This is a genomic window from Bacillus oleivorans (genome assembly GCF_900207585.1).
GTDB classification, from domain to species: Bacteria; Bacillota; Bacilli; order Bacillales; family JC228; genus Bacillus_BF; species Bacillus_BF oleivorans.
The window spans coordinates 1-22,800 of sequence record NZ_OAOP01000009.1 but is presented as its reverse complement, the minus strand read 5'-3'; the positions used below and the strand labels follow the sequence as shown (position 1 = coordinate 22,800).

13 protein-coding genes, 8 tRNA genes, 2 rRNA genes and 1 pseudogene are annotated in these 22,800 nt (G+C 42.0%); 5 read left to right on the top strand and 19 right to left on the bottom strand.

Going from position 1 to position 22,800, the window contains the following annotated elements; translation table 11 throughout:
- The first annotated feature begins 285 nt into the window (after positions 1 to 285).
- Together CRO56_RS17280 and CRO56_RS17275 are read left to right on the top strand one after the other, a co-directional pair.
- A complete protein-coding gene (locus tag CRO56_RS17280) occupies positions 286 to 1,890 on the top strand; it encodes an ATP-dependent nuclease (RefSeq protein WP_097159878.1) in 1,605 nt (534 codons plus the stop codon).
- Complete coding sequence (locus CRO56_RS17275; protein ID WP_097159877.1) at positions 1,880 to 2,950, top strand: UvrD-helicase domain-containing protein; 1,071 nt, start codon at positions 1,880 to 1,882, stop codon at positions 2,948 to 2,950. The genes CRO56_RS17280 and CRO56_RS17275 overlap by 11 nt, the downstream gene beginning before the upstream one ends.
- Before the next feature lie 445 nt (positions 2,951 to 3,395).
- Here CRO56_RS17275 and CRO56_RS23640 read toward each other — a convergent pair.
- A pseudogene (locus tag CRO56_RS23640) lies at positions 3,396 to 3,551 on the bottom strand (AraC family transcriptional regulator); the annotation flags it as partial.
- Between the two features lie 317 nt (positions 3,552 to 3,868).
- On the opposite strand from CRO56_RS23640, the gene CRO56_RS17270 reads away from it, so the two are divergent.
- Genes CRO56_RS17270 through CRO56_RS17260 form a run of 3 tightly spaced genes read left to right on the top strand, consistent with a single transcriptional unit; the run spans position 3,869 to position 9,910 of the window.
- On the top strand, positions 3,869 to 6,646 hold the full coding sequence (locus CRO56_RS17270) for a class I SAM-dependent DNA methyltransferase (protein WP_097159876.1): 2,778 nt from the start codon (positions 3,869 to 3,871) through the stop codon (positions 6,644 to 6,646).
- Positions 6,643 to 8,733, top strand: a complete 2,091-nt coding sequence (locus CRO56_RS17265; protein ID WP_097159875.1) for a DEAD/DEAH box helicase family protein — start codon at positions 6,643 to 6,645, stop codon at positions 8,731 to 8,733. Before CRO56_RS17270 ends, CRO56_RS17265 begins: the two co-directional genes overlap by 4 nt.
- Positions 8,726 to 9,910 carry a GIY-YIG nuclease family protein gene (locus tag CRO56_RS17260; RefSeq protein ID WP_097159874.1) on the top strand — a complete coding sequence of 395 codons (1,185 nt, stop codon included), beginning with the start codon at positions 8,726 to 8,728 and terminating at the stop codon, positions 9,908 to 9,910. The genes CRO56_RS17265 and CRO56_RS17260 overlap by 8 nt, the downstream gene beginning before the upstream one ends.
- 388 nt (positions 9,911 to 10,298) lie before the next feature.
- On the opposite strand, the gene CRO56_RS17255 is transcribed toward CRO56_RS17260, so the two are convergent.
- The 18 genes from CRO56_RS17255 to CRO56_RS17170 all read right to left on the bottom strand — a co-directional run.
- Positions 10,299 to 12,047: an ATP-dependent nuclease gene (locus tag CRO56_RS17255; protein ID WP_097159873.1), complete on the bottom strand. Its 1,749-nt coding sequence runs from the start codon at positions 12,045 to 12,047 to the stop codon at positions 10,299 to 10,301.
- Positions 12,048 to 12,653: 606 nt separating this feature from the next.
- The gene (gene glmS, locus CRO56_RS17250; protein WP_097159872.1) at positions 12,654 to 14,456 is read right to left on the bottom strand and encodes a glutamine--fructose-6-phosphate transaminase (isomerizing); all 1,803 of its coding nucleotides are present in this window, start codon (positions 14,454 to 14,456) and stop codon (positions 12,654 to 12,656) included.
- 512 nt (positions 14,457 to 14,968) lie between these two features.
- A complete protein-coding gene (gene glmM, locus CRO56_RS17245) occupies positions 14,969 to 16,318 on the bottom strand; it encodes a phosphoglucosamine mutase (protein ID WP_097159871.1) in 1,350 nt (449 codons plus the stop codon).
- A 30-nt stretch (positions 16,319 to 16,348) separates the two neighbouring features.
- Positions 16,349 to 17,575, bottom strand: a complete 1,227-nt coding sequence (locus CRO56_RS17240) for a CdaR family protein (RefSeq protein WP_097159870.1) — start codon at positions 17,573 to 17,575, stop codon at positions 16,349 to 16,351.
- Positions 17,568 to 18,407 carry a diadenylate cyclase CdaA gene (gene cdaA, locus CRO56_RS17235; protein WP_097159869.1) on the bottom strand — a complete coding sequence of 280 codons (840 nt, stop codon included), beginning with the start codon at positions 18,405 to 18,407 and terminating at the stop codon, positions 17,568 to 17,570. The genes CRO56_RS17240 and cdaA overlap by 8 nt, the downstream gene beginning before the upstream one ends.
- Positions 18,408 to 18,625: 218 nt before the next feature.
- Positions 18,626 to 19,246 (bottom strand): zf-HC2 domain-containing protein, encoded by a 621-nt coding sequence (locus CRO56_RS17230; RefSeq protein ID WP_281257328.1) that lies wholly within the window; start codon positions 19,244 to 19,246, stop codon positions 18,626 to 18,628.
- Positions 19,247 to 19,260: 14 nt separating this feature from the next.
- On the bottom strand, positions 19,261 to 19,824 hold the full coding sequence (sigW, locus tag CRO56_RS17225; RefSeq protein WP_097159868.1) for an RNA polymerase sigma factor SigW: 564 nt from the start codon (positions 19,822 to 19,824) through the stop codon (positions 19,261 to 19,263).
- Positions 19,825 to 20,338: 514 nt separating this feature from the next.
- Positions 20,339 to 21,238 (bottom strand): arginase, encoded by a 900-nt coding sequence (rocF, locus tag CRO56_RS17220; protein ID WP_097159867.1) that lies wholly within the window; start codon positions 21,236 to 21,238, stop codon positions 20,339 to 20,341.
- 170 nt (positions 21,239 to 21,408) lie between these two features.
- A tRNA-Ala gene (locus CRO56_RS17215) sits at positions 21,409 to 21,484 on the bottom strand.
- A gap of 46 nt (positions 21,485 to 21,530) precedes the next feature.
- Positions 21,531 to 21,603, bottom strand: a tRNA-Lys gene (locus CRO56_RS17210).
- Between the two features lies 1 nt (position 21,604).
- Positions 21,605 to 21,679: transfer RNA gene (locus CRO56_RS17205), tRNA-Gln, on the bottom strand.
- A gap of 62 nt (positions 21,680 to 21,741) precedes the next feature.
- Positions 21,742 to 21,826: transfer RNA gene (locus CRO56_RS17200), tRNA-Tyr, on the bottom strand.
- Positions 21,827 to 21,941: 115 nt separating this feature from the next.
- Positions 21,942 to 22,014: transfer RNA gene (locus CRO56_RS17195), tRNA-Val, on the bottom strand.
- Between the two features lie 71 nt (positions 22,015 to 22,085).
- Positions 22,086 to 22,160: transfer RNA gene (locus CRO56_RS17190), tRNA-Glu, on the bottom strand.
- 19 nt (positions 22,161 to 22,179) lie between these two features.
- Positions 22,180 to 22,252: transfer RNA gene (locus CRO56_RS17185), tRNA-Thr, on the bottom strand.
- A 1-nt stretch (position 22,253) separates the two neighbouring features.
- Positions 22,254 to 22,328: transfer RNA gene (locus CRO56_RS17180), tRNA-Asn, on the bottom strand.
- A gap of 50 nt (positions 22,329 to 22,378) precedes the next feature.
- Positions 22,379 to 22,495 (bottom strand): 5S ribosomal RNA (gene rrf / locus CRO56_RS17175).
- Between the two features lie 208 nt (positions 22,496 to 22,703).
- Positions 22,704 to 22,800, bottom strand: a 23S ribosomal RNA gene (locus tag CRO56_RS17170); the annotation flags it as partial.

Below are 22,800 nucleotides of genomic sequence, written 5' to 3'. Positions count from 1 at the left end.
ATATTATGCTAAAATTATGTTGACTGATCTAATGTCATCGACACAGAATAGTTTAATAAGGATGTGTGTTATGCATCCAAGTGGTATGTGAAGTAATAGGGGAAGAGGAGGATTCACTCATGTCTTTAATTTCTTACAGTAGGAATTTTTGATTGGAGCCTATGGTTTACATGGATTTTCAAATAAATAAAAAAATTAAGATCAACCAATAAAGAGCATGCTTCTTAAAACAGATTTTTTTCTTTAGCTTACGGGGCAGATTAATAAGTAGGAGAGAAAATAAAAATGCTAAGTAAAATTGTTATCAAAAATTTTAAATCCTACAGGGACTTCTCTTTGAGTCTTCACCAGGATATTAATATTATTGTCGGGGATAATGAAGCAGGTAAATCAACATTACTTGAAGCAATTAATCTCGTACTCACAAGCCAACTTAATGGAAGACATATCTTAAACGAATTGACACCTTATATATTCAATAGAGGTGCGGTAATTGATTATCTAGCAGGAATTGCAAACCACAAGCCAACCCCTTTGCCCTCTATCTTAATTGAGGCCTACTTCAATGACCCGGAAAATCAACATAGTACTTTAAAAGGGACTAATAATACACATAGTGAGAATTGTCCAGGAATTTACTTATCTATTGAATTCGACCCATCTTATGAGAAAGAGTACAAGGCATATATTGCCGACGAAGCAAAGGTAACTACAATACCAATTGAATTTTATACCATTAAATGGATGGCCTTTTCTAATAATTCTATAACATATAGAAGTGTTCCTTTAAATTCAACCTTGATTGATACATCCACTATTAGACTGCAAAATGGAACTGATAGATATGTTTCAAAAATCATTCAAGATACTCTTAAACTTCGTGAGAAAACTGAGCTTTCTTTAAATTACAGGCAGTTAAAGGAGTCGTTTGCCTCCATTTCATCTATTGTTGAAATTAATAAAAAGTTGAATGAGAAGAAGGGCGATATAACAGAAAAAAATTTAAGTATATCGGTTGATATATCACAAAAGACCAACTGGGATGCCATTTTGACTTCTTACTTGGATGATGTACCTTTTGATTTTATCGGTAAAGGCGAACAAAGTTCAATTAAGATGAAGATGGCAATGGAAGGTGAGCTTGAGATACCTTCCATTGTAATGATAGAGGAACCTGAAAACCACCTTTCGTTCGCTAATATGAATAAACTTATATCAACCATTAAAGAACGAAATGCAGGTAAACAAGTAATTTTAACAACTCATAGTAGCTTTGTGTTAAACAAACTTGATATAAGCAAACTGAAATTATTAAATGCCGATAAGACAGTAATGACTTTTGATGATTTGGACATAGAGACTAAGAATTTCTTTATGAAATTGCCAGGATATGACACACTGAGAGTTATATTATGTAAAAAAGTGATTCTGGTTGAGGGGCCCTCTGATGAGTTAATTGTTCAACGGGCGTATAGGGATAAATATGGAAAGATACCAATTGAAGATGGAGTTGACATTTTTTGTGTGGATGCACTTTCCTTTAAAAGATTCCTTGACCTATCGATAGGATTGAAGAAAGATATTTATGTAATAACAGACAACGATGAGAATGTTGAGGTAAATATTAAACAGAAATATGAAGGATATATTGAAAACGAATACGTTCACATATGTTATGACCCCGATGAAGAATTTCCAACTCTAGAACCTCAACTCATAAAAGCTAATTCCGAGGATACCAGCGTAATTAAGAAAATCCTCGGTCACGAGGATTATAATGATAATAGGTTACTAAATTATATGATAAAAAATAAAACGAAATGTGCCTTAAAAATATTTGAAGCAGAGGAATCAATTAAAATGCCGGGGTATATCAACGATGCAATCTAAAAATAAAGTAATAATTGCAGCAGCCGGATCCGGAAAAACAACTTATTTAGTAGAAGAGACAATAAAAGAAAATCCTAATAAAACACTTATAGTCACTTTTACCAATAAGAACAGACAGGAAATATTAAATAAATTTCAACAACTGTTAGGATACATACCGGCAAATGTGGACGTTAAGACTTGGTATTCCTTTTTACTCTCGGACTGGATAAGACCATATCAAAAGGTAGTTTACCCTTATGAGAGGATAGAGTCTGTTTTCTTTCGAGATAGACCTGCTCCATACGCAAAAAAAACTAATATTAGAAGATATTATTTAAAGGGAAACCAAATTGATAAAGACAGAATTGCTGATTTTGCTTTATTATGCCTTTATGAAAGCGAAGGAGCAGTGATACAAAGATTAGAGGAAATTTACGATTCCATCTTCATAGATGAAGTGCAGGATATGTCTGGATATGATTTAGATATTTTTCACGTGTTTTTTCAATCTAAAATTAGGATGATATTAGTAGGAGATATCCGTCAGGCTACCTATTCCACAAGTAATACAAATCGTCACCAAAAATATAGAGGGATTAACATCATTGATTATTTTAAGCATTTAGAGCAAAAAGGCATTTGTGCTATAGATGGTATATATCATAGCCATCGGTGCAATCAAGCAATATGTGATTTTTCAGATAACCTTTTTCCTCATCTACCCAAGACCAGCTCCAATAATAGGCGTGTTACTGACCATGATGGGATATTCCTTATTAATAAAGAAAGCGTACATCAATACAGGGAAAGGTACAATCCCCAAGTATTAAGATATGATGCGAGGACGGAAATACCTGGAGCAATTAACTTCGGAGAATCAAAGGGGCTAACTTTTGATCGAGTATTAATTAAACCAACCAGTAAAATGGAACAATATCTAAAAACTGGACAGTTAAAATTAGATGAAGTTACGTTGGCGAAATTTTACGTTGCAGTTACTCGTGCAAGATTTAGTGTCGCGTTTATTACGGATCTACAAATTTGCAATGTGCCAGGTATAACTTTATTTAAATTATAGGTATTTATTATGCTCAGAAGGCTTTTATTATTGGGTCTCTAGCGCTTTCTTAATACTTTGTAAATTCAATGTTTCTTCCTTAAAAAATTTTTTTATTATGTTTATAAGCCATTAGGAGTTTTCCAGAAGATTAACGCTTTTAATGTTGTTGTTATTGAACAGAGCAGGATAGTTTTTACAACAAAATTCCCCTTGGGAAATTTAAGGAAAAAAAGGAGGGGATTCTCTTGATGACTAAAGATTATATCTCAAAAACCTATACGATGGTTTATTTCCCCTCACTAAATGAGTAATTTAATTTAAATTCTATTTTTAAAACAAGACCTTCGTATTAAACGTAGGTCTTTATTTATTTTTATAAATATTCCTTCCTAACACATACAAAACACTATTAATTAAGGAGAAATAATTTATGGGATAAGGTATAGGTCATAAGATGAAATATTGACTTAGATAATAACAAATGGCGTGCTTCCTTCAGTCTCATTTGTTTTTGGAACTGAATAGGGCTCATGTGGTTACCTCTTTAAAGTGCCTATGAAGGAAGCAACACTCATTTCCCTATTTCAGCAAGCTCCTCAATCCTTAAAGCCCTCTTATAAAAGACCGTATATTTCCAGTACCGACGTCGCTTGGAGTAACTTGGTAGCTCAGCCCTCAACGAAGACTATATCATTAGTCAGCACTAGGTCCCGCGTTTCTGTCTTGACAAGAGGATCCATCATTATAGACTTCTATTTTAGGTGTTGATATAATTTTCATATCAGAAGTTGTCATACTATCGATAAAACATTGCCAATACGAAGCTAAAAAATAAACGTGGCTTAGGATTACATTGATTGATAGTCGAATATTGTTGGATATAGTGTGCACTAGGGCTTCATTTCGGCAACAAGATATAAACCGGGAGGGACAAGCATGAACCCAGTTGAAATAGAAGCAGCAGTCTCCGATTTGGCGAGCCAGCCCTTTGTTAAGGAGGAGTTCCCGTTTTCCTTCCTGCAGGCGTTCGGGAACAAGGAGACGACAATCAGACGCCTGCGCTTGGGTGAATCGAATAAGTCCGACCTGGGCGGCGTCCTACAGGCTAACAACATCCATATTGCGGTTGCCCCACCTGGTGAAGTAACCAAGACCCTTGCAGCACTGAAAGCAAGCCGGGCAACCACCAGGGCAAAGGCGCGTTACATCCTCGCTACTGACGGGGTTGACTTTGAGGCAGAAGAATTGGAGTCTGGCGAGACGGTTGTCTGTGCCTATCGGGATTTCCCAGATCACTTTGGCTTTTTCTTGCCGCTTGCCGGGATTGCGACCGTCAAGCAGATACGCGACAGTTCTTTCGACATCCGGGCAACGAGCCGGTTGAACCGGCTCTATGTCGAGCTGTTGAGAGGAAACCCGCAATGGGGAACGGCTGAACGGCGCCATGAGATGAACCTCTTCATGGCGAGGCTGATCTTCTGCTTCTTTGCCGAAGACACCGGCATCTTTAGCAGGACGGGTCTGTTCACTGACACCATCGAGCAGATGAGCACACGTGATGCCTCGAACATGCATGAAGTGATTAGCGAAATCTTCCGCGCTATGAACACGAAGATTATTGATCGCCCCAAAGCAAAATTACCACGTTGGGCCGACGCGTTCCCTTACGTGAACGGCGGACTCTTCTCGGGCAATGTAGAGGTGCCAAGCTTTAGCAAGATCGCACGCTCCTACCTGCTTCACATCGGTAATCTGGACTGGACTAAGATAAATCCTGACATCTTTGGCTCCATGATCCAGGCAGTGGCGGACGACGAGGAACGTGGTGCGCTCGGTATGCACTACACGAGTGTTCCAAACATCCTGAAGGTACTCAATCCGCTGTACTTGGATGATTTACGCGCGCAGCTTGAAGCTGCGGGTGACAACCCTCGTATGTTGCTGAACCTACGCAAGCGGCTATCGAGGATCCGAGTTTTTGATCCAGCCTGCGGCTCTGGCAACTTCCTGGTCATCGCCTACAAGCAGATGCGGGAGATTGAAAACACCATCAATGAGCGACGCGGGGAACATGGACGTAAGAGTGACATACCGTTGACCAATTTTCGAGGCATCGAGCTACGTCACTTTTCAGCGGAAATTGCACGCCTAGCCCTCATCATTGCGGAGTTCCAATGTGATGTTCTTTATCGTGGAATGCAGCTAGCACTGTCTGAATTTTTACCGCTCTCATCGGACAACTGGATTACCTGCGGCAATGCCTTGGAACTGGATTGGCTTAGTATCTGCCCACCGACTGGAACAGGTGTGAAATTCAACGCGGATGATCTTTTAAGTACTCCATTGGATCAAGCGGAGATCGACTTCGAAAATGATGGCGGAGAGACGTATATATGCGGCAACCCTCCGTACCTGGGTTCGACTTACCAATCCACACAACAAAAATCAGAATTACAAGCAATTTTCGACGGAAAGACTAGCAACTGGAAGTCTCTCGATTATGTCGCGGCTTGGTTCATGAAAGCGGCCGAATACGGGAAACACACCAATGCCACAACGGCTTTTGTGGCAACTAATTCGATTTGTCAGGGCCAGCAAGTACCCATTCTCTGGCCACTGATTTTTGAGACGGGGCATGAGATAGCCTTTGCGCACACCTCATTCAAATGGACGAATCTCGCGAGTCATAACGCAGGAGTGACCGTGGTGATTGTCGGGATCTCACTTCATCCAGGGAAGGTCCGACGGTTGTTTTCGGTCGGCGCCGACCAAAGTGTGATTGTCAAAGAGACCGAAAACATTAACGCCTATTTGGTGGCAGGTCGGGATATAATCGTCAAGAAAGCAACCAGTCCATCCGCAGGTTTCGCACGTATGGAATTTGGCAACAAGCCTGTGGGAGGGGATCTTTTGCTTACACGTGAAGAAGTTTTGGAACTTGGGCTCACGCCGGACCAGCGTGCACAATTCGTCCGACGCATCTATGGATCCGCAGAGTTTATTCGCGGCGAGGAAAGGTATTGCTTGTGGATCAAGGACGATCAGCTTGATGAGGCTATTCAAATTCCTAGCATTCGGCAACGTATTGAGAATGTTCGAGCCATGCGAATGGCCAGCAAAAAATCGGCAACCCGCTCGATCGCTAGCCAATCCCACCGTTTTGGTGAGGTTCGGCAGATTGGCAATGAAATTTTGACCATTATTCCAAGCGTTTCCTCGGAGAGCCGCGAGTATCTTCCAGTAGGACTTGCGCCGGCGGGAACGATAGTAAGCAACGCTGCTTTTGCGCTTTTTGACGCGCCTTTATGGAATATGGCATTGATAGCATCGCGTCTTCACCTGGTGTGGGTTGCAACTGTCTGTGGCAAGCTGAAAACCGATTTCCGCTATTCGAACACACTTGGATGGAATACCTTCCCCGTCCCAACACTGACCGAAAAGAACAAGGCAGACCTTACCCGTTGTGCCGAGGACATTTTATTAGCGCGTGAGGCGCACTTCCCAGCTTCAATTGCCGATCTTTACGATCCTGAAAGCATGCCATCCGATCTACGTGAGGCTCATGAGCGAAATGACGAGGTGCTAGAGCGTATCTATATCGGCCGTCGTTTTCGAAACGACACAGAGAGGCTAGAAAAGCTGTTCGAGCTTTACACAAAAATGACGACTTCAACGAAACCGACCAACACAGGTAAGAAGGAGGCAGTCAAATGACCAACGGGAATAAATCAATCCCCTCCATTTCGGTGTCCTATGCCAGTAACGGTAGTTCGGCCAAGACCAATGAACTGGGAATGCGACCGATGCAGGAACGCGCCTACGAGCGGCGCGGCGAGCAATACTTGCTTATCAAGTCACCGCCTGCATCTGGTAAGAGCCGGGCGCTGATGTTCATAGCCCTTGACAAACTCGAAAATCAAGGGCTCAAGCAGGCTATTATTGTGGTGCCGGAAAAGTCAATCGGTTCGAGCTTCAACGATGAACCCCTGAGCCAGTTTGGCTTTTGGGCCGATTGGAGCGTGAAGCCGAAATGGAACCTATGTAACGCGCCTGGCGCGGATAATGGCGGGAAGGTTAATTCAGTTGGCGCGTTCCTCCAGAGCGATGACAAGGTAATGGTCTGTACCCACGCTACCTTCCGGTTCGCTGTCGATAAATTCGGGGTGGAGGCTTTCGACAATAGGCTGATCGCCGTGGATGAGTTCCACCACGTTTCGGCCAACCCTGACAACAAACTCGGCCTGCATCTCGGGCAGTTCATCGCCCGCGATCGCGTACATATAGTGGCGATGACCGGTTCCTACTTTCGGGGCGATGCTGAGGCAGTGCTGGCCCCACAGGATGAGTTGAAGTTCGATACCGTTACCTACACTTATTATGAGCAACTCAACGGCTACGAGTATCTGAAGCAGCTCGACATTGGCTATTTCTTCTACTCCGGTTCATACACCGATGACATACTCAAGGTGCTCGATCCGGCCGAGAAGACCATCATCCACATCCCGAACGTCAATTCGCGCGAGAGCACGAAGGACAAGATAAGGGAGGTCGAACATATCATCGAAGAACTGGGCGAATGGCAAGGGACCGATCCCGCGACCGGCTTCCAGCTAGTCAAGACGCCAGGTGGCCGAATCCTCCGGATCGCCGACCTGGTGGATGATGACCCAACCAAGCGCGACCGGGTGTTCGCCGCGCTGAAAGACCCCGCCCATAAGAACAACCGCGACCATGTTGACATCATCATCGCCCTCGGAATGGCGAAGGAAGGCTTTGACTGGATTTGGTGTGAGCACGCACTCACGGTTGGCTATCGGGCGAGTCTCACCGAGATCGTGCAAATCATCGGCCGCGCGACCCGCGACGCGCCAGGCAAAACCCGTGCCCGTTTCACCAACCTGATCGCCGAACTCGACGCCTCCGAGCAGGCAGTTACCGAGGCCGTTAACGATACCTTGAAGGCCATTGCTGCTAGCTTACTGATGGAGCAAGTTCTTGCACCTCGCTTTGAATTCAAACCGAAGAGACCGGCGAGTGGTCCGATGCAAGGGTTCGACTATGGTGAAGGTGGTTATGATCCAGAAAAGTGCAATGTCGGCTTCAACCATGAAACAGGGCAGTTGCAGATTGAGATCAAGGGCCTCTACGAACCTAAAAGTGAGGAAGCCGTGCGCATTTGTCGAGAAGACCTAAATGAAGTGATCGCTACATTCGTTCAAGACAAGACCACTATCGAACACGGCTTGTTTGACAGCGAAATGGTGCCGGAGGAGCTGACCCAGGTTCGGATGGGGAAGATCATCAAGGAAAAGTATCCTGACCTCGACACTGAAGATCAGGAAGCGGTACGCCAGCACGCCATTGCTGCCCTCAACCTGACGCAGCAGGCCAAGCAAACTGCGCTTGGCGTCACTGGGGACAGCAACGAACCGGCCTCCAACACTGCATTCATCGACGGCGTGCGCAAGTTCGTAATGGACGTGCGTGAACTGGACATAGATCTCATCGACCGAATTAATCCGTTCAGCGAGGCATACGCGATACTCGCCAAGGCAATAAGCGAAGACAGTCTGAAACAGGTTTCAGCTGCGATTGCCACTAAGCGTGTAAGCATTCCTTACGAGGAGGCAAGAGCGCTGGCTGTACGGGCTCTGCAATTCAAGAAGGAGCGCGGGCGACTACCAGATATAAATGCACAAGATCCATGGGAGAAACGCATGGCCGAAGGTGTCGCAGCCTTGCAGCGCCATCACTCGCAGCAGAAGGCTGCAAAAGGGAGTGGAGGGGATATAGATGCCTAATCTTTCTGATGACGAACTACTCGATGCTCTTGGTGTGGACAAGGAGATAGCGAAGACACGAACTCAATCACCACGTGAGGAACGCATTATCGGGGGGTTTGAGGAAATCCAGCGGTTTGTTGAGCAGTATGGCCGTGCTCCACAGCATGGTGAAGTTAATGACGTCATTGAGAGATTGTACGCCGTACGACTCGATCGACTACGTGAGCAGGAGGAATGCCGGGTTCTTCTAGCGTCACTCGATTACCAAGGGCTACTGAATGGTGCCGAGAATGAGTCGCTTGACCCAGTGGAATTGATAGATGACGATGATTTGCTCGCCGAACTCGAAGGCGCGGCTGACCCTTCCGGCATTACAGAACTTCGCCATGTCCGCTCGCGAGCCGAAATACGTGCGGCCGAGGAAATTGCCAAACGAGAGAAGTGTGAGGACTTCAGTCGCTTCCGGCCGTTGTTTGAGCAGGCTGAGAGCGAACTTAATTCTGGCGTTCGACAAACGCGGCCATTTGGTAAGGACGCGAGCGTCAATCCGGGTAACTTCTTTATTTTGGGCGGCCAACTTGTCTACGTGGCTGAAAAGGGGGATGAATTTAAAGCACCGAATGGCCAACCTGATGCTCGACTTAGAGTCATCTACTCTAATGGCACTGAAAGTAATCTCCTTCTCAGGTCTTTGCAGCGCGCGCTGTACAAAGACGAGGCTGGGCGCCGATTGACCGAGCCTGATGCCGGGCCATTGTTCAGCTCAACCTGGGACGAAGACGATATCGAAAGTGGTACTATCTATGTCCTGCGCAGCCTGTCCAATCATCCCTTCGTTTCGGAGCACCGCGAACTGATTCACAAAATCGGCGTTACAGGTGGCAAGATTGAAACCCGCATCGCCAATGCGGCGCACGATGCCACCTACCTGCTAGCGGATGTCGAAGTTGTCGCCAGCTACAAACTGGCCGGTATCAACCGCATGAAGCTGGAAGGTATATTCCAACGCATCTTTGCACCTGCTCAGCTCGACCTCACCATCCATGACCGCTTTGGCCGCCCTGTTCGGCCAAAGGAATGGTTCCTCGTCCCGCTGCACGTGATTGACGAAGCGGTGCGTCGTATTCAGGATGGCTCTATTACCAATGTGACCTATGATCGCAAGACGGCCAGTTTGGTTGGCCCTGCTCAATAGAGAGGGGATATCAGATGATGAAATACGGGAAAGACACAAGTTGTGTGTGTTCCGGAAAATTTGAGTGGTAAATAAAAAATCACGCCCACCGAGTTCAGGGAAAATCATAAATCTATCCATACAAATGTTTTTGAACTATAGGATGTCATTTGCTTAGAAGGCTAATTATATAGCCTTCTTTCTTTTTGTTGAAGTATCAGGTAGAAGGTTTGTTTTTTGCTGGAATAAAGTAGGGGACAGATCATAAACTTACCTTCTTATTGTTGGGTTATAAAAAAGTTTGATCAAAAACACGTCTTATTATGTTGATTTTCCAAATATAAAAGAGCCTGCTTTTTAAAAATGATTGATCAAAACAGGCTCTTTAAATATTTCACGAGGACGATTTTTATAAAAAAGTTTGATCATTTTCAACTTTAAAATGATTGTCAATAATGCTACTCAAAAATACCAAATTGCTACTATCCAATTTCTTAATTATTCTTCTCCTCAAATTTTTATCTTCTAAGAAATAAAGGGAAATAAACGCTGATTTTAAATTATCTGAATTTGTCAATTCTAAAATATTTTTTTCATCCTCATCTAAAATAAAATCTTCTAGCACAAAAGTTTCCTCGCGATCATTATACAAGTATAAATTGTCACTTTCACCTTCTCCAAAATAAGATATATAAGTATTATAAGCATTCCTTCCTGCATCATCATTATCCAGTAAAACTAGATATTTTGATGACCATGCAATTGACAATGATATAAGTTCTCTCAAATTTTGTGCACCAGCACCTGGAATTAGCTGAATATCATGTTTTTGGAACTCTTCTCTATATTCAGTAAGAAGTTTAAGAAAATAATAATCCGTTATCCCTTCAGTAATAATTACATTTTTTGTATTTATAGATTCCAATCCCGTCTTTAAATGCAATGCATCCATTAACGGAGTTAATGCACCTTGATTATAGTTTTTTCCATATGAATTAAATGGTTTTAAAACAATATTTCCCTCTTGCTTTATTGCAATTTTTATAGTGGATATATTTATCTTCTCTGGATCAAGTAGATACTGTGAATGTGTACAATATAGAAGTGTATTATTTTCAGAAATCACTTTTAACTCACTTAATAATTCTTCTTGTGCAGAAGAATGAAGGTATGATCCTGGTTCATCTAATAAATATATTGCGTTAGAAGGATTATCTTTATATTTTGCATTAAATTTTAATTTAATTATAAAATTAAAATACCATTGAAAACCTTTACTACGCTCAGTTACATTAAATTGCCGTTTTCTCTGATTCAGTGTTTTATCTACTACCTTAAATTCAAAGCTATATTTGTTGTATTCCTCAGTTGGAGGAGTATAAATTATTTTTAATTCTAAATCATCTTCATCATTTGCAAGTGCGCTGCTACCCTTTAGTTTTAATTTTTTCCATTCATCTATAATATCTGCATTTAGTTGATCACTAACATCACTTAACAGTGCAGCTTTATCATCAGGGTCTTCTATTTCTAGGAAATCCTTTATTGTATATTCGCCGTCTGTCGATCTATAAAATATCTCTTCAATAAGGCTTCGCCATTCTGCTTGAACACTGTTACCTGACCTTATACCTTTTTCTATGTAATTTGGTGGCAAGTCAATAGTTTCAGGTACTCTATCACTAAAATCATCGAAATATAAAATAATTGGTAAAAGATCAAATAGTTTATCGGCCATCTCTTTGTTTCTTTCCTCTTCTATAGGAAAATCTATTAGATTATATTCCATCAGATTTAATGACCTTGAAATATTAATTAATCTTTTATTCTTAACATAATCAAATAGAGTTTCCACTAGGGGGTCTCCAACTTTGAGTTTCATTTTTTTTGCTAGTTTTTCTACTTCTTCTTCAGTTTCAATAAGAACACGAGCAGTTATATTACACTGTTTTTCTTTATACGAATATTTATTTTTAAAGTTTAAGTGCTCACCCTTATTGTAATTATCTTTCAACTTGTCAAAAGATAAGATCCCCTTAAGTACAGATGTTTTTCCTGATTCATTGATCCCTATTATAGGAATTAATGGGTCCGAAATTTTAACCTCTATTCGTTCTATAGCTCTATAGTTTTCTATTATGAAGCCAATATATTTCATAGTTACCCAACTTTCCAAGTATTAAATAAAGAAATAAGTAAATATTCTTTCTTTACTAATTTTACAAAAAAATTACTTTTTCCACAATATAGCCCGTTTGTGGAACAAGAAAAAATCCTGCATATCAACACAGGATTTTTAATCAAACTTTTTTATAAACGTCGCTACTTTATTTTAAACTTCACATCTTTTTTATAAACATCGTTACTTTATTTCAAATCTACACTTATTTCTATTATCACGATGATATTAAATCTTTTGAAAGCATAATAAACGGTGGATTTCTGACTACCTATAGTGGTCATATTAAGTGGAAAAAGTCCATAATTATAATAGTGGTTATAGCCCTTTTTAGAATTCCTTATGAACGTACGGGGGCTTTAGTTTAAGAAGAGGATAGGTATGTTAAAAGGAGCTTGAAATCCAAGCTCCTTTTATCATCTGTGTTTTTTCACCTTAAGACGGAAACATATTTAGAATTCCATGAGAACAATTAGGGTACCCTTAAGTTGTTAAGGGCACTACTAGGTTGTTCAGGGTACTCTTGAGTTGTTTAGGGCACCACTAAGTTGTCGATAAACAACAGGATTGCAAATTTTTTAATAACTACTCCACCGTCACACTCTTCGCCAAATTCCGTGGTTTATCCACGTCACAGTCTCTGTGAAGCGCTGCATAATAGGCTAGTAGCTGTAACGGCACGACTGAGATAAGGGGTGTTAACATTTCGTTGACTTCAGGAAGAACGAAGCGGTCGTCTTCCTCTTCTAAGCCGTTCATGGAGATGACGCAAGGGTAGGCTCCGCGAGCTACCACCTCTTTGACATTTCCGCGAATGCTTAGGTTGACGCTTGGTTGTGTTGCAAGTGCAATGACTGGTGTTCCTTCTTCGATCAAAGCAATCGTTCCGTGTTTTAATTCCCCACCGGCAAAGCCTTCAGCTTGAATATAGGAGATTTCTTTGAGCTTAAGCGCTCCCTCAAGTCCTACATAATAGTCAAGCGCACGGCCGATGAAGAAAGCGTTTCTTGTAACAGATAGATACTCGCGAGCAATATACTCGATTTCAACTTTCGTATCAACCAGCACTTGAATCGCATTCGCAACAATACCTAGCTCTTGAACAAGATCGGCTTCGAATCCAAGACCTTTTGCTTTCCCTGCAACATGGGCTAAAATCGCGAGTACAGCCAACTGGGCTGTGTAAGCTTTTGTAGATGCTACTGCAATCTCAGGACCCGCATGTAATAGTAATGTATAGTCAGCTTCCCGGGATAGCGTTGAGCCTGGAACATTTGTAATCGTTAAGGCCGGGTACCCTAGTTCTTTTACATGAACTAAGCAAGCACGGCTGTCGGCTGTCTCCCCGCTTTGTGAAATGAACACAAATAAAGGTTTTTCAGACAGTAATGGCATATTGTAAGCAAATTCACTCGCAACATGAACCTCTACCGGAATTTTCGCCATTTTTTCGATGAACTCTTTTCCGACTAATCCGGCATGGTAGCTTGTTCCGGCCGCAACAATGTAAATCCGGTCGGTATGATTTACAGCCTCAACGATTTCAGGATCGATGCTAAGCTCGCCTGCTTCGTTTTGATAGGCTTGAATAATTTTACGAATCACAGCAGGCTGCTCGTCGATTTCCTTGAGCATATAGTGAGGGTAAGTACCTTTTTCAATATCGCTTGCATCTAATTCAGCAATAAATGGAGCTCGCTCCACCACTTCTCCGTTAAGCTTTTGAAGCGTAACAGAATCTTTTGTTACTGTAACCATTTCTTTATCCATAAGCTCGACATAACGGTCGGTTACTTGAAGCATCGCCATCGCATCACTAGCCACAACGTTAAAGACATCACCAAGGCCAACCAATAAGGGGCTCTTATTTTTTGCTACATAAATCGTGTCTGGATTCTCACGGTCTAACAGGGCGAGGGCATAAGATCCATGTAACAGCGATAGCGTATTGCGGAACGCTTCATTCACTTCAAGCCCCTCGTTCACGAATTTTTCAACAAGCTGAACGATGACTTCTGTGTCTGTTTCACTGTTAAATGTTACATCTGCCAGATACTCGCGCTTAAGCTGGAGATAATTCTCGATCACTCCATTATGAACAAGCGTGAATCGTTCTGTTGTACTTTGATGAGGGTGTGCATTTTCCCGGCTTGGTTCACCGTGGGTTGCCCAGCGGGTGTGGCCAATTCCTGTAAAAGTTTCAACAGCAGGGTCTACAATCTCGCGAAGATCGGCAATCCGGCCTTTTTCTTTGAAAACTTGCACGCCAGTTTCTGTTTGTACAGCGATTCCTGCAGAATCATAACCTCTGTATTCCAGCTTTTCTAGACCTCTTAAAAGAATCTCTTTTGCATCCGTATTTCCGATATATCCAACAATTCCACACATACTTCAATTGCCTCCTATTTTGGGGGCAAAAGGAAGCCTCATTTGTCGGGGCAATCCAATTGCCCCCTTATCTCTAGTTAGTTTTGACGGTATGATACCTAGTTTTTACTAGATAGCAATCGTTTATGAAGCGGTCTGCATCTCTATCCCTTTGTGCAGAAAGTCACCCTTCTGTTTTAAGAATCGAGTCTCAGCTGTGCAGAACAACTGGAAGGCATCCGCCGAAAGCTTCGATCGTCCTTCTCCTCGTCAACTAAACAAACTTGTTTAGTTCTGGCGCTTATAGTAAGTTTTTCCCCTATCCTCCTTTTTCATAGAATATGTTTTGTATACCCCGCTTTTGGCAAAACAAAACACATGTATTGATATTACAATACCTGCTCTACAGCGTCAACTAAAAGCTTGCTGCTGTGATAAGGGGAAATTTTGCCACCCCACTTTTTTAGGGGTATATACAAAAATATGCAGGAGTGGAATCGGGGGTTCCACCTCTGCATATTTAGTTTCGGAATTTATTCGGCGAGACCCATTTCTTCTTTAACGACTGCCGCAATCCGCTCTACATATTCTGTGCATTGTTCCTCCGTTGGCGCTTCAACCATTACACGCACTAACGGTTCCGTGCCTGATGGACGAACTAGCACACGGCCATTTCCATTCATCTCTGCCTCAACCGCTTCAATGGTTGCTTTGACTTTTTCATTGTCTTTCACGTGTTCTTTATCAGTCACACGTACATTCACTAATTTTTGCGGATACTTCTTCATTTCAGCTGCAAGTTCCGAAAGTGGCTTACCTGTAATTTTTAGAATATTAACAAGCTGAACACCGGTTAATAGACCATCACCAGTCGTATTATAATCCAGGAAGATTATATGGCCAGACTGTTCACCGCCTAAATTGTAGCCATTCTTTTTCATTTCCTCTACTACATATCTATCGCCAACCGCGGTTTGAACACTTTCGATTCCATGTTGCTCCAGCCCTTTATAAAAGCCTAGATTACTCATGACTGTTGAGACAACTGTATTATGACGCAAGCGTCCGTCTTCTTTAAAATACTTCGCACAAATATACATGATTTGGTCGCCATCAACAATGTTCCCACTTTCGTCAATGGCAATCAGACGGTCACCGTCCCCATCAAAGGAAAGACCAATATCGGCTTTTTTCTCTAATACAAACTGCGCTAAGGCCTCAGGGTGAGTCGAACCGACCCCTTCATTAATGTTTAATCCATTTGGAGAGGCCCCCATTGTTGAGAGATCCGCTTCCAGATCAGCAAAAAGATGGGCAGCAAGTGAAGAAGTAGCCCCATGAGCACAATCAAGCGCGATATGTATGCCTGTAAAGTCTTCATCCACTGTCGTTTTTAAGTATTGTAAATACTTTTGACCACCTTCTAGATAGTCATTTAACTGACCTAGATTAGCACCTGTTGGTCTAGGCAAGGTGTCCTCTTCTAGATCTAATAATTCCTCAATCTCATTCTCTTGTTCATCAGATAATTTAAAACCATCCGGGCCAAAAAATTTAATGCCATTGTCAGCAACCGGATTATGAGATGCAGAGATCATAACACCTGCATGAGCTCCTAGAAATTTCGTTAAATAAGCAACCCCAGGAGTTGAAATGACGCCTAAGCGCATCACTTCAGCTCCAATGGATAAAAGACCTGCAACAAGTGCACTTTCAAGCATATGTCCAGATATTCTCGTATCTCTTCCAATTAAAACTTTCGGACGTTCTGTTTCTTTTGTTAAAACATAACCGCCAAATCTTCCTAGTTTAAAAGCAAGTTCAGGTGTCAGCTCTGAGTTTGCAACCCCTCGTACTCCATCCGTTCCAAAATATTTACCCATGTATCTTTCGCTCCTTTATTTCATTTTCAACTAGCCTTCTGCCGGTTCCTGAATGAGAATTTGAACTGTTGATTCTGAAATTTCCCAGTCTACATTTTCGGGCGGGGTAAAAGATAATGCCACTTCATGTTCCCCTGCCTCTAATGTAGATACATCTATCAATACTTGAAGAGCATCTGCCTCAATTGAATTTATTACTTCTGGGCTTCCTATTAAGGATATATTGATTGAACCAGTTTCTGGATTCACAAACTCAATCTCCTCGTTTTCTCCTAATCCTTCAACTTCAATTGGGATTTCGGTAAACGTGACCTCTTTTGTAAGTGTAATCGTCAATGTGACTTCATTCGGTTCCATTAAAAGAACTCCTTCAGGAAGCTCTAGCGGAATTGTTATTTCTCGAGAACCCGTTAATTCTGCCATGTTTACTGGAATCTCGATATCATTAATTTGATCCAGTATCTCCTGACTTACTGCTCTAATGGTCGTTGATTCTTCTGATAGGGTCATTGACTCTACAGTAATCCCCTCAGGTAAAACACCCTCTCGTTTAATGACGATCGGTACTGTTTTTTCGATCGGCCTAACCGGAATAGTAACATCGACTATTTCTGGTTCAACAATGACATCTAATTTGTTCAAGAATCGGTCTAATACTTGAACTCTTGCTTCTCTTGTCACTGTATTATCGAGCGTTCCATTTGTATCAATTGTTGCCTTTACATATGAAATCTGTTCGACAATGTCTTTGGCCCCGGTAATTTGTACAGTCTTAGGATCTACAGTAGGTTGTCCAGCAATAAAGCCTTCTTCCAGTAAATCAGCATTAAACTCTGGCTCTACTGTAAATTCCCTTGTCACTTTTTCCTGAACAGAAACAGTAACATAGGTCGGATCTATGGTCGCAGTCAGCTTGTCAGATAAATTTCTGATTTGAATTTGGACCTCCTGCTGACCAATTTCCGCGTTTGTTAAGTCAATATATACTTCAAAATCTTTAAGCCGGATCGCGGATTGGACAATGGTCCTCGGTCCCTGTATGTTGACCGCCACCGTCTCTGGGGCACCAGTTACCACTAGATTATCTGTGTCATAATAAAGATTAACAGGGACTTCTAATGTCTCACTATTATTGCCTGCTCCGTTGGAATCTTGCACGGTGTCGTCTTGCTGGAAATTGACAGATGTATAGAGTAACAGGGCTAACAAAAAGGCAACGATTCTTAGAAACCACGGACTTTCCATAAACTTATCCATTATCTCTCCCCCTAAAGCTCCACTTTGAAGAGGAAGGTTGTTTTACCTTAGTGGATTGCATTAATTCATTAGTCAGCAATTCTTTGAATCCATCCATGTTCAAATCCCTATGCAATTCCCCATTCTTCGTAATTGACACACTGCCTGTTTCCTCTGAGACGACCACCGTTATACTATCTGTTACCTCACTTATACCAAGAGCTGCCCTATGTCTCGTTCCTAATTCTTTCGATATGTACGGGCTTTCTGATAATGGCAAGTAACAGGCTGCAGCTGCGACCCGGTTCTTTTGAATCACAACGGCTCCATCATGGAGTGGTGTATTTGGGATAAAAATATTGATCAATAGCTCGGAAGTTACATGAGATTCTAAGGATATCCCGGTTTCGATGTAATCACTCAAACCAGTTTCTCTTTCGACAGCAATAAGAGCGCCAATCCTTCTTTTCGCCATGTATCCGACGGCTTTCGCAATACTTTCAACCACTTGCATTTGTTCCTCTTCCTCTTGGATATTGCTTTTCGAGAAGAGCCTTCCTCTTCCCAGCTGTTCCAAGGCACGGCGCAGCTCTGGCTGAAAAATAATGATAACCGCTAAGAACCCCCACGTAAGCGCTTGTTCCATCATCCAGCTTAATGTCGTAAATCCAAATAAACGGCTAAAGCTTTGAACAATTACAATCACAAAGATCCCTTTTAACAGCTGCACAGCTTTGGTCCCGCGAATGACTGTAATCAATTTATAGATGACGTACCAGACTAACAATACATCTATAAAATTCGTTAAATAATCAATAAGTGTAAATTCTGCAAAGTAATCTGCAAATGGCATATGTTTTCCTCCAAGTTAACAAATGCAGCTTACAAAAATTTGTTTATTTTTATCTTACATATTAACAAGATACTTTTTATTTATTAAAAGCTATTTTCCTATTATATCATACCTCTTTCGAATCAAAGAATCCAATCATATCCAAGCTTACGTGAGCTAAAAAGTCATAATGCCTTTTATGTATTTAAAAAAGCCGCCCAACAATAGAGCGACTTCCGTTAAAATGCTTCAACGACATTGAAAAAGGTATTTTTTATTTGAAACCAAATCCACGAAAAAGCTTCATTAATTTCTTTAATTTGACCCGTTACTTGCCCGGCTGAAGCTAAATATTGTTGCCCGTTTATCACGGTAACATTTCCTTCGACTTTCCCTTCGATTCGAATCTCACCATTTCTTACAACAATATCACCTTTTACAGTCTCGCCTTCAGGAACGATCACTGTATTATTATTGACCACTATATTTGAATGGTTCGTTACGGAGAAATCATCATTTCCCTTAAATGAGGATGCCAAACTCCCCATCATTAATAAAATAAATAGAGATGCTGCTGTTAAGAGCGGATGCGCTCGGAACCAGCGCTGAATTCCAATCATTTTATTTTCTTTCGGCAGGCGGCTCATTACATTTGCCGTAAATCCACTTGGAGCCTGTATATGTGCAGTGCTTTGGACTAGGGCTATTGTTTTCTTCAATTCATGAAAGTGCTTCTGGCACTCTTCACAAGTTTGTAAGTGTTGTCTTAATTCAGCCTCATGAGCACTAGATAGTTCATCATCGAGATATTCGTGCATGTATTCGACGAACTTTTCTGGGCACTTTCCCAATTTACTCACCCTCCAATCACCTGTTAAACATTCCGCAATTGTTTCCGGAGTGCCTCACGTCCGCGGTGAATTCTCGTTTTCACCGTTCCTAATGGGATCTCCAAAATATCACTAATCTCTTGCAGCGGCAGTTCTTCAATATACTTTAGCACAATCACCGATCGGTATTTCTCTGGTAATTTTAGAATTTCGCTTTGAATCGCTTCCTGCAGCTCCAAGCTTTCAACCTCTTCTTCAGGCATCCTGGTATCAATCGCAACCTGAGAGTACATGGTGAGACCTTCAGTCCCCGGTACCTCTGCATCCAAATAGTAGTCAGGCTTCTTTTTCCGAATTCGGTCAATGCATAAATTTGTAGCAATCCGGTAAAGCCAGGTTGAAAATTTCCTGGTTGGATTAAACTTTCGAATATTAACATATGCTCGAATAAAAGCCTCTTGTGCGATATCCTCAGCTTCATGCCGGTTGCCCAAGATCCGATAACAAAGCTGAAATACTTTATCTTTGTAAAGTTCTACAATCTCTCCATAAGCATTTTGATCGCCTTTAAGAACTTGTTTTATTCGTTGTTTGACTAGTACTTCCATGTAATTGCTACCTCCGCTCATGCGGCTTTTATTTAATACGTATATGGCCGTTCAATAGTTTCAAAAATTTTTAAAGAAAAAACTCCCTTCTATCGTACCAAAAATTTGACTGATTTTTACATTTTTTCGTAAATTTTTTATGACATTTATCTTGAATTTAGAGTAGTCTAATTAGGACCTCTTGCCCATTAACCATTTTTAGAGGGCAAAACGATGTTAGAACAAGCCTTCGAACGATCGAAGTATAGTTGACAGTTTAACTCGCAGAAACTGAATTTTCTGATAGAACCTCGGGTTTGACCGATAGAATCTGACCCGTAAACACCCTGATTTGACTCATAGAAACTGATTTTGACCGATAGGACTACATTTTGACCTATAGAAACCATATTTGACTTAAAGAATAAGGTCTTCACCATTTTATAAGTAAATCAGGAAGTTTTATAAATTTCTTATAGCATAAATAAGGGATAAAAATTGGATTAAAATTTTTATCCCTAGCTTAAATTTTTATTTAAAGCAGTTTTTCCCCAAATAATGAACCCATTAAAGCAACAGCTACCTGTGCCGTTCTATTTTTTTCATCTAAAATAGGATTCACTTCCACAAATTCAGCTGACGTAATAATTCCTGATTCAGCCAGCATTTCCATGGCTAAGTGACTCTCTCTGTATGTCAATCCGCCTGCTACTGGTGTTCCAACACCAGGCGCATGATCAGGATCCAGTCCATCGAGATCCAATGACAAGTGAACTCCATCTGTCCGTTCTTTTAGATAGGCAATCGTCTCTTCCATGACCGTTGTCATCCCTAAACGGTCTACCTCATGCATCGTGTACGTCTTAATACCGACTTTTTTTATTAATTCTTTTTCCCCTTCATCCAGTGCCCTTGCTCCGATAATAACCACATTTTCTGGTTTCAATTTTGGAGAATAGCCGCCGATATTCGTTAAAGAGGGGTGACCCATTCCTAAGCTAACCGCTAAAGGCATACCATGTATATTCCCGGACGGTGAGGTTTCTTCTGTATTCAAATCACCGTGCGCGTCATACCAAATGACTCCTAAGTTTTGAAAATGTTCCGCAACCCCAGCTAAAGTACCCATCGCTATACTGTGGTCACCGCCTAATACAAGGGGGAACATACCCTTTTTCATTACGTCAGATACTCTTTCATGTAATAGCTCATTAGCTTCAAGTACAGCTTTTAGGTTTCGTAAATTGGACCTTTCGATTATCGTCTTCTCTCTTTTTCCGATCTCCAGATCCCCAACATCCTCTATTTCATACCCTAACTCTTCTAACCTTTCTACAACCCCAGCATAGCGGATCGCACTTGGACCCATATCTACGCCGCGCCGCTGCTGTCCCATGTCCATTGGTACCCCGATAATGGCAATTTTCTTGTTCATATCCTAGAACCTCCTCCACCCTTATATCTCTATTGTATTCGCTTTCTTAGAGGTGGCTCAACTCGACAAAATTTTGTATATATATACGTTTATTTCGGTTCAAAGGAGAATTTTTTGCAAAAAAAATCTTGTACTCAAAAGTACAAGGCTAATGACAGATTTTTATGTATTGGTGGAGCCTAGCGGGATCGAACCGCTGACCTCCTGCGTGCAAAGCAGGCGCTCTCCCAGCTGAGCTAAGGCCCCTTGTAATATAAAAAGGACCTTGATACAAACGTATCAAGATCATGAATGAGCCATGAAGGACTCGAACCTTCGACCCTCTGATTAAAAGTCAGATGCTCTACCGACTGAGCTAATGGCTCTTGGCTGGGCTAGCAGGATTCGAACCTACGAATGACGGAGTCAAAGTCCGTTGCCTTACCGCTTGGCTATAGCCCATTGCTAATACAAATTCTAGTATGTACCTATATTTAAGAAATATGTAGGCAAGTTAAAATGAATGGTGGAGGGGGACGGATTCGAACCGCCGAACCCAGAGGGAGCGGATTTACAGTCCGCCGCGTTTAGCCACTTCGCTACCCCTCCATATTAAAAGGCAAATGCCGACTGCAGGACTTGAACCCTCTACCTGCTGATTACGATTCGTTTTCTGCAAATTGAGCTAAGTCGGCGTCCTTATTATCCTGCAATCTATTAATGATGGAGGATGACGGGATCGAACCGCCGACCCCCTGCTTGTAAGGCAGGTGCTCTCCCAGCTGAGCTAATCCTCCAATGTAAAGGTATTGCTATGTGAGCGGTCAAAAAATCTATTGATTTTCTGACATCTGGAAAAAATAAAAAGTGGTGACCCGTACGGGATTCGAACCCGTGTTACCGCCGTGAAAGGGCGGTGTCTTAACCGCTTGACCAACGGGCCATGGCTCTAAAAATAGGAAAGCTTCCAACCGGGCTCGAACCGGTGACCTCTTCCTTACCATGGAAGTGCTCTACCTGCTGAGCTATGGAAGCATGGCTCCGCAGGTAGGATTCGAACCTACGACCGTTCGGTTAACAGCCGAATGCTCTACCACTGAGCTACTGCGGAATAATAATAGTACAAATTGCTCTTCCTAGCTAACAAAAACTATAGGTTAAGCCTGGCAACGTCCTACTCTCGCAGGGGGAGAGCCCCCAACTACCATTGGCGCTGAGAAGCTTAACTTCCGTGTTCGGGATGGGAACGGGTGTGACCTTCTCGCCATCATTACCAGACTTTTTTTTAGAGAACTTTGTTCTCTCAAAACTAGATAACGACTAAAGAATGAATCTGTAAGGACCGATTCACCATGTTTGTTTTGTCTAGCTGCAGAAGCCAAATCCTTCGGCTGCTTCGCTTCTTCTGTCGAAGTCTAAGAACGGACTTCTCCGTCAGAAGCTCCACCATCCTCGGATTTAAGCGGGCTTCTTCCGCTTTTCGATTTTGGTTAAGTCCTCGATCGATTAGTATCTGTCAGCTCCACACGTCACCGTGCTTCCACCTCAGACCTATCTACCTTGTCATCTTCAAGGGATCTTAC